At 63.5% G+C, this 13328-nt stretch carries 12 protein-coding genes; 7 read left to right on the top strand and 5 right to left on the bottom strand.

Annotated features, from left to right (window positions below):
* The first annotated feature begins 27 nt into the window (after positions 1-27).
* A complete protein-coding gene (locus ACX3P1_RS17225) occupies positions 28-969 on the top strand; it encodes a 2-hydroxyacid dehydrogenase (RefSeq protein ID WP_459080860.1) in 942 nt (313 codons plus the stop codon).
* A 170-nt stretch (positions 970-1139) separates the two neighbouring features.
* Here the strand turns inward: ACX3P1_RS17225 and ACX3P1_RS17220 are convergent, their stop codons facing one another.
* Together ACX3P1_RS17220 and gshB are read right to left on the bottom strand one after the other, a co-directional pair.
* Positions 1140-2672: a YifB family Mg chelatase-like AAA ATPase gene (locus tag ACX3P1_RS17220; RefSeq protein ID WP_459080822.1), complete on the bottom strand. Its 1533-nt coding sequence runs from the start codon at positions 2670-2672 to the stop codon at positions 1140-1142.
* 186 nt (positions 2673-2858) lie between these two features.
* On the bottom strand, positions 2859-3803 hold the full coding sequence (gene gshB, locus ACX3P1_RS17215) for a glutathione synthase (protein ID WP_459080821.1): 945 nt from the start codon (positions 3801-3803) through the stop codon (positions 2859-2861).
* Positions 3804-4005: 202 nt separating this feature from the next.
* Here gshB and ACX3P1_RS17210 point away from each other — a divergent pair, with 202 nt between their 5' ends.
* Together ACX3P1_RS17210 and ACX3P1_RS17205 are read left to right on the top strand one after the other, a co-directional pair.
* Positions 4006-5232 carry a glycosyltransferase family 2 protein gene (locus ACX3P1_RS17210; RefSeq protein ID WP_459080819.1) on the top strand — a complete coding sequence of 409 codons (1227 nt, stop codon included), beginning with the start codon at positions 4006-4008 and terminating at the stop codon, positions 5230-5232.
* Positions 5233-5237: 5 nt separating this feature from the next.
* Entirely contained in the window at positions 5238-5636 is a 399-nt protein-coding gene (locus ACX3P1_RS17205) for a GtrA family protein (protein ID WP_459080859.1), read from the top strand.
* Positions 5637-5714: 78 nt separating this feature from the next.
* Here ACX3P1_RS17205 and ACX3P1_RS17200 read toward each other — a convergent pair whose 3' ends face one another.
* The 3 genes from ACX3P1_RS17200 to ACX3P1_RS17190 all read right to left on the bottom strand — a co-directional run bounded on the left by ACX3P1_RS17200 (position 5715) and on the right by ACX3P1_RS17190 (position 9645).
* Positions 5715-6590, bottom strand: a complete 876-nt coding sequence (locus tag ACX3P1_RS17200; RefSeq protein ID WP_459080818.1) for a DUF937 domain-containing protein — start codon at positions 6588-6590, stop codon at positions 5715-5717.
* An 86-nt stretch (positions 6591-6676) separates the two neighbouring features.
* The gene (locus ACX3P1_RS17195) at positions 6677-8050 is read right to left on the bottom strand and encodes a glutamate--cysteine ligase (RefSeq protein ID WP_459080817.1); all 1374 of its coding nucleotides are present in this window, start codon (positions 8048-8050) and stop codon (positions 6677-6679) included.
* A 146-nt stretch (positions 8051-8196) separates the two neighbouring features.
* Positions 8197-9645 (bottom strand): helix-turn-helix domain-containing protein, encoded by a 1449-nt coding sequence (locus ACX3P1_RS17190; RefSeq protein ID WP_459080816.1) that lies wholly within the window; start codon positions 9643-9645, stop codon positions 8197-8199.
* A gap of 247 nt (positions 9646-9892) precedes the next feature.
* On the opposite strand from ACX3P1_RS17190, the gene aceA reads away from it, so the two are divergent.
* The 4 genes from aceA (at position 9893) to deoC (ending at position 13321) form a co-directional block, all read left to right on the top strand.
* Positions 9893-11209 carry an isocitrate lyase gene (gene aceA / locus ACX3P1_RS17185; RefSeq protein ID WP_459080815.1) on the top strand — a complete coding sequence of 439 codons (1317 nt, stop codon included), beginning with the start codon at positions 9893-9895 and terminating at the stop codon, positions 11207-11209.
* 35 nt (positions 11210-11244) lie between these two features.
* Positions 11245-11484: an SMc00767 family acetate metabolism repressor gene (locus tag ACX3P1_RS17180; RefSeq protein ID WP_459080814.1), complete on the top strand. Its 240-nt coding sequence runs from the start codon at positions 11245-11247 to the stop codon at positions 11482-11484.
* A 256-nt stretch (positions 11485-11740) separates the two neighbouring features.
* Complete coding sequence (locus ACX3P1_RS17175; protein ID WP_459080813.1) at positions 11741-12151, top strand: response regulator; 411 nt, start codon at positions 11741-11743, stop codon at positions 12149-12151.
* Between the two features lie 177 nt (positions 12152-12328).
* Entirely contained in the window at positions 12329-13321 is a 993-nt protein-coding gene (gene deoC, locus ACX3P1_RS17170) for a deoxyribose-phosphate aldolase (RefSeq protein ID WP_459080812.1), read from the top strand.
* Positions 13322-13328 lie beyond the last annotated feature (7 nt).

Here is a 13328-nt window from a genome sequence, read left to right as displayed (position 1 = left end):
TAGGAGACCCGACACAACATGCCCACATTGGAAAAAGGCCGCGTCCTGCTCGCCATCACCGGCTTCCATCCGCAACGCTGGCACGAATTGCTGTCTGCCGAGCGCGAGGTGGCGATGGAGCCGGACGGTCCCAACGATCCCTCGATCACCTATGCGGTGGTTTGGAAGCAGCGGCCGAACCTTTTGTCGGGCCTGCCCAATCTGCGCGCGATCTTTTCCGTCGGCGCCGGCGTCGATCATATCTTCGCCGATGCGACCGTCCCCGATGTGCCGATCGTCAAGGTCGTGGCCGACAACCTTACCCAGCACATGACCGAATATGTCGTGTGGCGCGTGATCGACCATCACCGCCAGGGCATTCTCTACCGTGCCCAGCAGCAGAAGAAGATCTGGCATGAGCCGCCGCAGCGGCCGGCTGGCGACATCGCCGTCGGCATCATGGGGCTGGGAAACCTCGGCCAGGCGGCGGCGGCGGCGCTGCTGGCGCTCGGCTTCCGGGTCAACGGTTGGTCGCGCACCGAAAAAGCCGTGGCCGGCGTCACCACTTTCGCTGGCGAAAGCGGACTGATCCCGTTCCTGAATTCGACCGATATACTGGTTGTGCTCCTGCCTCTGACGCCTGCGACGCAGGGCATGGTGAATTATGGCGTGCTGAAGGAACTGCGTAGGCGCAACGGCCTGGGCGGCGCGGTGCTCATCAATGCCGGGCGCGGGCGGTTGCAGAAGGATGCCGACATCCTGCGCGCGCTGGACGACGGCACGTTGAAGGAGGCGAGCCTGGACGTCTTCGAGGTCGAGCCGCTGCCCAAGACCAGCCCGCTTTGGGGGCACCCGAAGGTGTTCGTGACGCCGCACGCGGCAGCGACTTCGGACCCGACGCACCTCGTGCCGGGCATGCTGAGGCAGATGGATGCCTTCGAGCGTGGCGAGAAACTGCAGAATCTGGTGGATCGCAAAGAAAACTACTGATCCGTAGACGTTCGTGGCGAGCGTGGCCAAGCCGCCGGGATACAAAAGGGCGGCCGCCCTTGGATTTGGCATCTGCGGGTCCGGCACCGGCAGAACCCGCAGGCCACAGGACGACCAGCAGTCCACGTCGCTTTCATTGTTGCATTAAACGGGGCGGATGAAGCCGTACTTCAGGCTGCCTGCGCCAATCGTTGCGAGTTCATCCGGTAGGCGATCGCTTCCGCCAGGTGAAGACGGCCCACCGTCTCGCTGGCATCGAGATCGGCAAGCGTGCGCGCCACCTTCAGCACGCGGTGATAGGCGCGCGCGGAAAAGCCCAGCTTTTCGCTGGCGTCGCTCAACAGCGCCATTCCGGCGGCGTCGGGCGCGGCGATCTGCTCGATAATGGCCGGCGGGCAATGCGCGTTCGTGGTGACGCCGAAAATGCCAAGCCGCTCGAAACGCTCGCGCTGGATAGTTCTGGCGCGCGCCACCCGCTGCGCCACCGCCGCACTGTTTTCAGCCCGGCCCGGGCGGATCAGGTCGCTTGCCGACACCGCCGGCACTTCTATCCGCAAGTCGATGCGGTCGAGCAGCGGCCCGGAAATGCGTGCCTGATAGTCGGTGCGGCAACGCTCGCCGCGCACGCAGCGGTAGCCTGGTTCGCCGGCCATGCCGCAACGGCACGGGTTCATCGCCGCCACCAACTGAATGCGCGCGGGGTAGGTGGTACGGTGGTTGACGCGCGCGATCATGCACTCGCCGGTTTCCAGCGGCTGGCGCAGGGCGTCCAGCGTCTGCGGCGAAAATTCGGGGAATTCGTCGAGGAACAGAACGCCATGATGAGCCAGCGAAACCTCACCCGGCCGGGCGCGAAGCCCGCCGCCGACCATGGAGGCCATCGAGGCGGAGTGATGCGGCGAGCGGAACGGCCGCCGGTCCGTCAGCTTGCCTTCGCCGAGTTCGCCGGCGACCGAGGCGATCATCGAAACCTCGAGCAGTTCCTTAGGCGCCAGCGGCGGCAGGATCGACGGCAGCCGCTGCGCCAGCATCGACTTGCCTGACCCTGGCGGCCCGACCATCAAGAGATTATGGCCGCCGGCAGCCGCCACCTCCAGCGCGCGCTTGGCCGTTTCCTGGCCCTTGATATCGGCGAGATCGGGCAAATCGCTGGCGGATGCATGCATGCCAGGCTCCGGCCGCGACAGCACCTGTGTCCCTCGAAAATGATTGGCGATGGCGATCAGGCTGCGCGGCGCCAGAATGTCGATGTCGGCACCTGCCCACGCCGCCTCCGGCCCGCAGGCGAAAGGACAGATCAGGCCCTTTCCTTCGGCATTCGCCCCGATAGCCGCCGGCAGCGCGCCGGCGACTGCGGCAGTGGTGCCGTCAAGCGACAGTTCGCCAAGCACCACATAGCCGGCCAGCATGTCGCCGGGAATAGCGCCAAGTGCGGCCATCAGGCCGAGCGCGATCGGCAAATCGTAGTGGCTGCCTTCCTTGGGCAGGTCGGCGGGGGCGAGGTTGATCGTGACTTTTCGGGCCGGCATCGACAGGCCGGAGGCATGGAGTGCCGCCTGCACCCGCTCTCGGCTTTCGGCCACCGCCTTGTCGGGCAGACCGACGATCGACATGCCGACCTTGCCGGGCGCGACCATCACCTGCACGTCGACCGGAACGGCCTCGATGCCCTGGAACGCCACGGTGCGAACGCGAGAAACCATTCCTTTGCCCCAAGGACGGGCGCGTCTCTCTTGATCGACCGCCCGTCACCCTGGGGCCAGACAAGCACATCCAGGCGGTCAAATCAAGAACATTACAAGAACAATCTAGCGGCCAGGGTGCAACCGAGTTGTGCCAGGTTGCATGGCTGGAACAAACGGCAGGGCCCCGCAGCCCCGCTTCGGCCGTCAGCCCCGGCGCTTGTCTTCGACCGCGTCCCAGAACAGACTGGCGACGTCGGCCCCGCCGAAGCGCTTGATCTCGCGAATGCCGGTCGGCGAGGTGACGTTGATCTCGGTCATGTAGTCGCCGATAACGTCGATGCCGACGAGGATGAAGCCGCGCTCCTTCAAGGAAGGCCCGATGCGGGCGCAGATTTCGCGCTCGCGTTCCGTCAGGTCGGACTTCTCCGCGCGGCCGCCGACATGCATGTTCGAGCGCGATTCGGTTGCCGAAGGCACCCGGTTGACCGCGCCGACGGCCTCGCCGTCGATCAGGATGATGCGCTTGTCGCCCTTGCGCACATCCTTGAGATAGCGCTGCACGATGAACGGCTCGCGCGATAGCTGCGCGAACATTTCGAGCAGCGAGGTCAAATTGCGGTCCGTCTCGTTGAGATGGAAGACGCCGGCGCCACCATTACCGTAAAGCGGCTTGATGATGATGTCGCCGAACTCCTTGCGGAACGCATCGACCTCGTGCACGTCCTTGGTGATCAGCGTTTCCGGCATCAAATCGGGAAATTCGGTGACGAATATCTTTTCCGGGCTGTTGCGCACCCAGGCCGGGTCGTTGACCACCAGCGTCTTCGGGTGGATGCGCTCCAGCATGTGGGTGGTGGTGATGTAGTTCATGTCGAAGGGCGGGTCCTGGCGCAGCAGGATCACGTCCATCTCCGCCAGGTCCGTGCGCACCGGAGCGCCAAGCGAATAATGATTTTTCTCTTCGTCGCGCACCGTCATCTCCTCGATGCGGGCGAACACCTTGCCGTCGCGCATCGAAAGCCGGTCGGGCGTGTAGTGGAAAAGCTGGTGCCCTCGCCGTTGCGCCTCCAGCGAAAGCGCGAACGAGGTGTCGCCCGCGATCGAGACGGTGGAAATGTGGTCCATCTGGACGGCGATTTTCATGGCCATGGAAGTTCTCCGGCAAGCAGCGAATTGTCGCTTTGCCTTACAGGCTTGCTGGCTCCATGCCAATCGCGTCGGAAGGTCAGGGCGGGTTACATGAAAATCAACGGTTCATGTCATCGGTTTTTTAAGGCTTGCCGTGCAAGGGTCCCAGTAAAGGCCGCCGGCTCCCTTGGCCGCGGCGGGTGTTTTGGGCGGGGTCACAACCATGAACGCAGTCACTCCCACGCGCGCCGCAGCTATCGGCCAAGTCGAATTGACGCTGCTGATGCCTTGCCTCAACGAGGCCGAAACGCTGGCCGTCTGCATCGGCAAGGCCCAAGCCTTTCTCGACGCGGCCGGCATTTCCGGCGAGGTCCTGATCGCCGACAATGGCAGCACGGACGGATCGCAGGCGATCGCCACGGAACTGGGCGCACGCGTCGTCCCGGTTGCGCAGAAAGGCTATGGCGCGGCACTTCTGGGCGGCATTGCGAGCGCCAGGGGCCGTTTCGTCATCATGGGCGATGCCGACGACAGCTATGATTTTTCCGCGCTGGACGCGTTTGTGGCGCGGCTGCGCGACGGCGCCGACCTCGTCATGGGCAACCGCTTCCAGGGTGGCATCGAGCCCGGCGCCATGCCGCCGCTCCACCGCTATCTCGGCAATCCGGTCCTCAGCTTCATCGGCCGCCTGTTTTTCCGCATCGAGGCAGGCGATTTCCACTGCGGCCTGCGCGGCTTCAACACGGAAGCGATTCGCAAGCTCGACCTGCAAACCACGGGCATGGAATTCGCCAGCGAGATGGTGGTGCGCAGCGCATTGGCCGGCCTGCGCATCGAGGAAGTGCCGACGACGCTGAAGCCGGACGGGCGCAGTCGCCCGCCGCACTTGCGAACATGGCGCGACGGCTGGCGTCACCTGAAATTCCTGCTGGTCTACAATCCACGCTGGCTGTTCTTCATTCCCGGCGCGGCCCTGTGCGGCGTCGGCGCGGTGTTTGCGGCACTGCTGCTGTTCGGGCCGTTGCGCGTCATCGACAATATGTCGCTCGACCTGAACACATTCACCGCGGCCTGCTTCATGATTATTTCCGGCGTGCAATTGCTGACCTTCGGCGTGATATCGCGCTGCTATGCCGAGAAAACCGGCATGCTGCCGAGCACGCGCGGGTCCAACTGGCTGTCCACGAGCATCAGCACCGACCGGCTCGCCGTCAATGCCGGCATCTGCTTTGCCGGCGGAATCTTGTTTTTCGGCTACGCCGTGCTGCGATGGGCCAATCTCGGTTTCGGTCCACTGAACGATTCGGAAATCCCGCGCGTCGTCATTGTCGGGCTGACGCTGGTCGTTATCTCGCTGCAGGTCTTTTTCTCGGCCTTCCTGCTCGGCGTGCTGGAAATCCCGGTCAAGCGGATGACTGCCGGTGCAGGCCGACCCGAGCCGCACGCTTGAGCGCCATGGGAGAAATCCTGCATGGGCTTGGCGGCCCGCGCATGGTTCGTTTCGTTATCGTGGGCGGAGGTGCTGCGGCGCTGTTTTTCGGCCTGTCCTGGCTGTTCGTCTCGCTCGGCATGGCGCCCTTCACCGGCAGCGTCGTTGCCTATGGAATAGCGTTCCTGGTCGCCTATACGGCACAGCGTTCCTGGACGTTCGAAGGCAGGCACGATCATGCCCAAACGCTGCCCCGCTACGTGGCGCTGCAACTCGGTTGTGCGCTGTTTTCCGGCGCGCTTGCCCATATCGCGGTAACGCGCTTCGGCCTGTCGCCTGTGGCCATGTCCGCGCTCATCACCATCGCGGCAAGCGCTGCCAGCTACGTCCTTTCATCCGTCTGGGTCTTCCCGGATCGCGACTAGAGCATCGAAGCCGCACCGGGGGGCGACAGCGGCAAGGGCCGCCGTCAAGCACCGCGGCAGCACCGCCCGGCAGGGCGTCTACCTGCGGTCCATGCCTTTGGTGAACTGGTCGAAAATCGATTCCATGCCCTTCTGGTAGTCGTCGCGCTGCTTGCTGCCTGTTTCGAACATCTTGCCGAAAATATCGCCATAGGGGTTTTTAGGGTTGCTGTCCTGTTCCGGCGTGGCCGGCCTTGGTGCTTCTCGCCCGCCGGCCGGCTGCGCGCCGCCCAGCAAGTCTTCCAGGATCTTGCCCCACGGATTGGCCCCGGCGGGGTTTTGTGTCTGTTGCGGCTGCGCGGCAGCGCCCCCGAACATATCCTGCAGCACCTTGCCGAACGGATTATCGAACGGGTTGGCGGGCTGCGGCGCCTGCGGTTGCGGTGCCGGCTGGCCGCCCATCATGCCGCCAAGCCCACCCTGCTTCATCATCTGCTCGATGATCTCGGCAAGCGGGTTGCTGCCGCCACCAGCGCCTGCGGCTGCCTGCATCTGGTTCGTCGATTGCTTGAATAGGCCGCCCATCACCATCGAGGCGATCACCGGTAGCATCTGTTGCAGAACCTGCTGGCCGATGCCGGTTGCCTGCGCCGCTTGTGCTGCCACCGCGCGAGAAAGCTCCTTCGAGCCGAACAACTGGCCAAGAACGTCGTTGCCCTGGCTCACGCCCTGGGCCGAAAAGGCATTGCCCGCATTCTCGAAATATTTTGCGTGCTGGCCGCTCGCCATGGCGGACATGAAAGCCCCAAGCCCGTAGGGGTCGGCGGTATTGCGTTTCAACCCTTGCGAAAACGCCGGAAGCAGCGCCTCCACCGCCAGTTGCGCCTGTTGCTGCGAAAGGTTGAACTGCTTGGCCAGCAACTCCATGCCCTGGCCGTTCTGCGCCTGCGCCAGCATATCGAAAAGGGGAAGCATCGCCGTCTCCTCAAACCGTGTCTGTGGAGATTAGTGCATTTCCTGTCCCGATAGAAACCGAAATCGCTGCGCCCGCCGGCAGCGGTTCAATAAGCGTATTCCAGGAACGCCGGCTCGATCGAACCGTCCCAGCGCGTGTGATAGGCGTTGAGCATTTCCTCGGCGCTGGTCGTGCCGCGCGCGATCACTTCGTCCAGCGTGTGGAGGAAGCTGGTTTCGTCGTAGCCGTCGTGGTTCTTGCGCGCCCGGTTCTTCAACCCCATGCGCGAGATGGCGACCGTTTCGCGCGCCACGTCGCGCAGCGTCGTGTTGCGGAACGGCGTCGAAATGCCTTGCTCCGGCACGGCATCGCGCATCGCGTGTACTTCGGCATAGCTCCAGTCGGCGGTCAGCGCCTCGGCGGCGTCGAGCGCGGCCTCGTCGTAGAGCAGCCCGACCCAGAAGGCCGGCAGCGCGCAGATGCGCCGCCACGGCCCGCCATCGGCGCCCCGCATTTCCAGGAAGCGCTTCAACCGGACGTCGGGAAACAGCGTCGACAGATGATTTGCCCAGTCGCCGATCGTCGGCACGCCGTCTGGAAGTTCTTTGCGGGCCGCGCCCGCCATGAACTGCCGGAACGTCATATGCGTCATGTCGTGGTAGCGGCCTTCGCGGATGACGAAATACATCGGCACGTCGAGCGCCCATTCGACATAATCGGCGAAGCCGAATTCGGGCGAGAAGCAGAATTCCTTGAGGCCAGAGCGCTGGTTGTCGGTGTCGCGCCAGATGTCGCCGCGCCACGACAAAAGCCCATTGGGCCGCCCGTCGGTAAAGGGCGAATTGGCGAACAGCGCCGTCGAAAGCGGCTGCAGTTTCAGCGAAACCTGCATCTTGCGGCGCATGTCGGCCTCGCTCTCGAAGTCGAGGTTAACCTGGATGGTGCAGGTGCGGTACATCATGTCCAGGCCCTTGGTGCCGACCTTGGGCATGTAGCGGGTCATGATCTCGTAGCGCGACTTCGGCATGGTCGGCGTCTCGGCCAGCGTCCATTTGGGGCTGCCACCAAGGCCCAGAAAGCGGATGCCCAGCGGTTCGGCTATCTCGCGCACCTGCGCCAGATGCGCGTTGCCCTCGCGGCAGGTCTGGTGGATCGTTTCCACCGGCGCGCCGGAAAGCTCGAACTGCCCGCCCGGCTCCAGCGAGATGGCGCCCTGGCCGGTCGGCTCGACAAGGCCGATGATGCGCCCGGCATCCATGATCGGGTCCCAGCCAAGCTTTTGCTGCATTCCTTCCAGGATGGCGCGGATGCCGTTTTCGCCGCCATAGGGCACGGGGGCGTTGCCGTCGACATAGAACGGAAATTTCTCGTGCTCGGTGCCGATGCGCCACTGGTCGCGGGGCTTGTTGCCCTCGGCCAGATGCTGGACGAGTTCGTCCATGCCTTCGATGGGCCGGAAATCGGTCGTGTCGCGCGCCATGAATGTTCTCTCCAGGCGGCCGGAAAGCCGCCGGCGCTAGATGGACGAAATGTCAACGCTCGATCAAGCGAAATTTGCTGAGCATAGGTCAACAGGAATTGATCCAGGCCTTTTTCTTGTTCGGGAAAGCCGGGCGACTGCGCCGCTCACTGAAAATCGAAGGCCGACAGCCCCGTCACCATCTCGTCGAGGCCGAGCGGGCGCGTTACCGGCGGCTCGGCGCGCGACAGGCAGCCGATGCGTTCGCACAGCCGGCACGCTGGCCCGACTTGTGTTGCCGATGGCTGGCCGGCCTTGGCGGCGGTGCCGGGCGCGACACCGGGAAGGGCCGCCCCATAGATCACCTCGTCCTTGAAGCCGATGTCGCAGCCCATCAGCAAAGCGGTGCGGCGCGGCCTTTCGTTAAAGGAACCTTGCGGGCCTTCCAGCGTGCGCGCCACACAGAGAAACTGCGCGCCGTCCGGCATTTCCACCGCCTCGACGAATATCTGGCCGGGCTGGGTGAAAGCGGCATGCACCGGCAGTTTCGGGCAGCCGCCGCCGAAGCGGCTGTGCGGAAACCCTTGCGCACCGGCCCGGCGGAAGCGATTGCCGGCATTGTCCACCTCCAGCAGGAAGAACGGCACCGCGGCATTGCCTTGTCGCTGCAGCATGGTCAGCCGGTTCGCCGCCTGCTCGAAGGAAACGCCGAAGCGCGAGCGCAACACGTCGATGTCGTAGCGGGCGCGTTGCGCCGCCGCATGAAAAGGTTGATAGGGCATCATCAGCGCGTGCGCCGCATAGCGGCATAACTCGAAGCGGGCGAGCCGGCGCGCCTCGTCGGAAGAAAGTTTTAGCGCCTCGATCTGGGCCGCGACCGCAACCGTCATGCGCATCAGGCAGGCTTCCATCGCCACTTCGCGCAATTGGTCGAAGGGCGACAGCCGCTCCGAAAGGAACAGGCGCTGCGAGTGGCGGTCGTAACGGCGGCGCCAGTTGGGCATGGTCGCGACCGGCAGCACCTTGACGATGATGCCATGCTCGCGCTTCAGCCAGTTTTTCAGTGCACCGAACAGATCGTCGCCGGGGTCGAGCACCGTGCTGAAGGCTTCCGCCTCTTCCTCCAGCGCCGCAAAATGGTTGGGCCGGCGCTCGAAAACCTCATGCGTTTCATCGATCGGCAGCCGTGCGCCGGAAAGCGCGGTCGAGCGGCCCTCCTTCGCCAGCAAGGCATTGAGGTCGGACAGGCGCTCGGCCTGTTCGCGGTAGGCCCGGTAGAGTTTTATCACCGCCGCCGACGCATTGGGGGCGGCTTCGGCAATCTCGATCATCTCCTGGTCGCCCGGCAATTCGCCGGCCAGCAGCGGATCGGAAAACACCTCCCTCAGCGCGGCGACCGAGCCTCGCGCCTCGCCCTGCAATTCCTCCGGTTCGACATGGTAGACGGAGGCAAGCTTGAGGATGAGTTGCACCGTCAAAGGCCGCTGGTTGCGCTCGATGAGGTTCAGGTAGGAAGGCGAGATGCCAAGGCCCTCGGCCATCGCCGTCTGCGTCAGCTTGCGGGCCGTTCGGATGCGGCGAATGCGCGGTCCGGCGAAGATTTTCTGCTCGGCCATGAGCGATCCTTGACATCGATTTACAAACCGCCATCCACGAATGGCGGTTTTTTGCTTTTACAACCTTTACAAATTTACAAGGCAACGAAGTCAAACACAAGACAGGTTTTCTTGATTTTTTGTCCGAAAACATGGGTTTTCCTCGCCTATCTCGCACCGCAATGTAAATACAGTCACACACAAACGCGGCAGTGACTTGCTGGTGCGGTGCCCGAAAACCAAGCGATCAGCCTAGCAGGAGCCTTTCATGACCGATTTTTACAACCTCACCCCCTCCGCGCCGGAAGGCCGCTTCGACGGCATCGAGCGGCCCTATTCGCCGGAGGACGTGAAGCGGCTGCGCGGTTCGGTCCAGATCAGGCACACGCTGGCCGAGAACGGCGCAAACCGGCTGTGGAAGCTCATTCATGAAGAGGATTACGTCAACGCGCTCGGCGCGATGACGGGCAACCAGGCCATGCAGCAGATTCGCGCCGGGCTGAAGGCCATCTACGTTTCCGGCTGGCAGGTCGCCGCCGACGCCAATACGGCGGGCGCCATGTATCCCGACCAGTCGCTCTATCCGGCCAATGCCGCGCCGGAACACGTCAAGCGCATCAACCGCACGCTGCAGCGCGCCGACCAGATCGAGGTTTCGGAAGGCAAGGGCCTGTCGGTCGATACCTGGTTCGCGCCGATCGTTGCCGATGCGGAGGCCGGCTTCGGCGGTCCGCTCAACGCGTTCGAGATCATGAAGGCCTTCATCGAGGCGGGCGTCGCCGGCGTCCACTATGAAGACCAGCTTGCCTCGGAAAAGAAGTGCGGCCATCTCGGCGGCAAGGTGTTGATCCCGACGGCGGCGCACATCCGCAACCTGTCCGCGGCCCGGCTTGCCGCCGACGTGATGGGCACGCCGACGCTGGTGGTTGCCCGCACCGACGCTGAAGCGGCCAAGTTGCTCACCTCCGACATCGACGAACGCGACCAGCCCTTCGTCGACTACGAAGCCGGCCGCACCATGGAAGGCTTCTACCAGATACGCAACGGCATCGATGCCGGCATCGCGCGCGCCGTCTCCTATGCGCCCTATTGCGACATGATCTGGATGGAAACGTCGAGGCCGAACCTCGAAGAGGCCAAGAAGTTTGCCGAAGGCGTCCGCAAGCATCATCCGGGCAAGCTTCTGGCCTATAATTGCTCGCCTTCCTTCAACTGGAGGAAGAATCTGGACGATGCCACCATTGCCAAATTCCAGCGCGAACTGGGGGCTATGGGCTACAAGTTCCAGTTCATCACGCTGGCTGGGTTCCATCAGATCAACTACGGCATGTTCGAGCTTGCCCGTGGCTACAAGGATCGCCAGATGGCTGCCTATTCGGAGTTGCAGGATGCCGAGTTCGCCGCCGAGGCAAACGGCTATACCGCGACCAAGCATCAGCGCGAGGTCGGCACCGGCTATTTCGATGCCGTCTCGATGGCCATCACCGGCGGCAAGTCGTCGACCAACGCCATGCACGGCTCCACCGAGCAGGCGCAGTTCAAGTCGGCTACCGAGCAGGCGCAGTTCCGGCCGGCCGCCGAATAGGCAGCGCGGCGCACACCAATCAAAGGAGAAGCACCATGGTCTCTATCAGCCGCGTCAAGGAACGAACCGAAGAACAGGCTACATCGATGGGTGTCGACCAGCAGAGCGCCGTTCGCATGCTGGCTAACGATCTGCACAGGCTCAACCAGTCGGTGATGAAGGCCGTCGAGGCCGGCGTGTCGGTGGAACTGGTGCGCTCGGCGCGCCACCATGGCGGCGACGGTAACTGGGGCGACCTGTTGATCCCGGTGATCGTTACAAAAAGCACCGACTGAGCCAGTTCAGTCAAAATCGAAACTAAAGAATACCCGGGCGGTCGCTCGGGTATTCTTTATTTTAGAGCAGGCAAAATTGCCTGTTCGAACGCCCCAAAGGCGTGCTTTCCATGAGAAACCAGAATGCTGCCAGAATGCTGCTTGACAGGCGCCAGCGAACCGCGCCTTCTGTCGAAGGTACAACCTATCATTGAAAAATGCCGTGACAGGTTGCCGTTTGCAGGTCTATGCAATCACTCGGGTGGTGTGGAAAAGCATGAACCAGAACAACCTAGCCTCTGTCTTGGATTTCTCGCAAATTTTGATCGCTGCCAAATCTCCCGTCAACCGGGTGGTCCTGGCAAAGATCGCGGAGCGCGCGGGCCTCAAGCCGATGGTTGAGACACCTGACAGCGCAATCCGGGCGCTGCGATCGACCATTCCGGGCGTCGTCATTCTCGATGGGGGCGTCGACAACAAGGAGTGCGACGATCTGGTGCCGGCCATCGCCGCAGCAAGACGCATTTTTGGAAAAGCGTTGCCGGCGGTGATCCTGCTTTCCACCCATGCCGGCATGCCGGAATGCCCGACCCTGTCGGCGATCGTCGATGCGGTGGTTGCCAAGCCGGTGACGCCGGAAAAACTTCAGCCGGTGATCGAACGGATGGCGGCGCTGGCTCGCGCATAGGCTGCTTCCGACACAAGGCCAGAGCCCTATATCGGCGGTGGCGCACAGGCGGCCGGCCATGCAGCGACTATTGCACCAGCCACCATTGCCCTTGTCATCGCGACGATCGCGCAACATAGTTGTAGCGAATGTAAAGTTTCCAACCTGCATCGCAGTCTTGGACGGAAAGGGCCGGCGATGGACATTTCTATTGCGGCCGGCAAGCCGGAAGGCCGCTTTGACCACAAGCGCAACGCCGGCACGAAACTTTTGCCGGACTGGTTCGAGGACGTCGCGGTCAACCGCTCGGCGACCGAGCGCCGCGCTACGACGCTGACCACCCGCCGCACCGTCAAGAAGGAATATCAGGCCGCGTGGCTGGTCAAAGCGATTACCTGCATCGACCTGACCACGCTGGCCGGCGACGACACGGCCGGCCGGGTGCGCCGCCTGTGCGCCAAGGCGCGCCGACCGATCCGCGACGACATTTTGGCGGCGCTGGGCCTCGCTGACGCCAACATCACCACCGGCGCGATCTGCGTTTATCCGACCATGGTGCCGCATGCGGTGAAAGCACTTGAAGGCTCGGGTATTCCCGTCGCTTCCGTCGCCACCGGCTTTCCCGCCGGCTTGACGCCGCTGCCGCAACGTCTGGCGGAAATCCGTTATGCGGTGGGCGAAGGTGCCAGCGAAATCGACATCGTCATCACCCGCGAGCATGTGCTGACGCAGAACTGGGCAGCGCTTTATGACGAAATCGCCAGCATGCGCGAAGCCTGCGGCGAGGCGCACCTGAAAACCATCCTTGGAACAGGCGACCTCAACACGCTGCGCAATGTCTACTGCGCCGCCATGGTCGCGATGCAGGCGGGCGCGGATTTCATCAAGACATCGACCGGCAAGGAAGAGGTCAACGCGACGCTGCCGGTCGGCCTCGTCATGCTGCGCGCGCTGCGCGATTATGGCGAACTGTCGGGCCAGACCGTCGGCTTCAAACCCGCCGGCGGCATGAAAACCGCCAAGGACGCCCTGAACTGGCTGATCCTGATGAAGGAAGAGCTTGGCCTGCCCTGGCTGCAACCAAGCCTGTTCCGGCTCGGGGCCAGCTCGATGCTCGCCGATATCGAGCGCCAGCTCGAACATTACGTGACGGGCCGCTATGCGGCATCCTCGCGCCACGCGCTTGCCTGAGGCATCG

This window comes from Mesorhizobium sp. A623, assembly GCF_054489405.1.
Note: the sequence above shows the minus strand (reverse complement) of the source record. Positions and strands in the feature narration are given on the sequence as shown.

Bases quoted from the DNA above. Each gene is read 5' to 3' on its own strand.
- ACX3P1_RS17220 (WP_459080822.1), bottom strand. From the start codon at position 2,672: ATGGTTTCTCGCGTTCGCACCGTGGCGTTCCAGGGCATCGAGGCCGTT.
- gshB (WP_459080821.1), bottom strand. From the start codon at position 3,803: ATGGCCATGAAAATCGCCGTCCAGATGGACCACATTTCCACCGTCTCG.
- ACX3P1_RS17210 (WP_459080819.1), top strand. From the start codon at position 4,006: ATGAACGCAGTCACTCCCACGCGCGCCGCAGCTATCGGCCAAGTCGAA.
- ACX3P1_RS17205 (WP_459080859.1), top strand. From the start codon at position 5,238: ATGGGAGAAATCCTGCATGGGCTTGGCGGCCCGCGCATGGTTCGTTTC.
- ACX3P1_RS17200 (WP_459080818.1), bottom strand. From the start codon at position 6,590: ATGCTTCCCCTTTTCGATATGCTGGCGCAGGCGCAGAACGGCCAGGGC.
- ACX3P1_RS17195 (WP_459080817.1), bottom strand. From the start codon at position 8,050: ATGGCGCGCGACACGACCGATTTCCGGCCCATCGAAGGCATGGACGAA.
- ACX3P1_RS17190 (WP_459080816.1), bottom strand. From the start codon at position 9,645: ATGGCCGAGCAGAAAATCTTCGCCGGACCGCGCATTCGCCGCATCCGA.
- aceA (WP_459080815.1), top strand. From the start codon at position 9,893: ATGACCGATTTTTACAACCTCACCCCCTCCGCGCCGGAAGGCCGCTTC.
- ACX3P1_RS17180 (WP_459080814.1), top strand. From the start codon at position 11,245: ATGGTCTCTATCAGCCGCGTCAAGGAACGAACCGAAGAACAGGCTACA.
- ACX3P1_RS17175 (WP_459080813.1), top strand. From the start codon at position 11,741: ATGAACCAGAACAACCTAGCCTCTGTCTTGGATTTCTCGCAAATTTTG.
- deoC (WP_459080812.1), top strand. From the start codon at position 12,329: ATGGACATTTCTATTGCGGCCGGCAAGCCGGAAGGCCGCTTTGACCAC.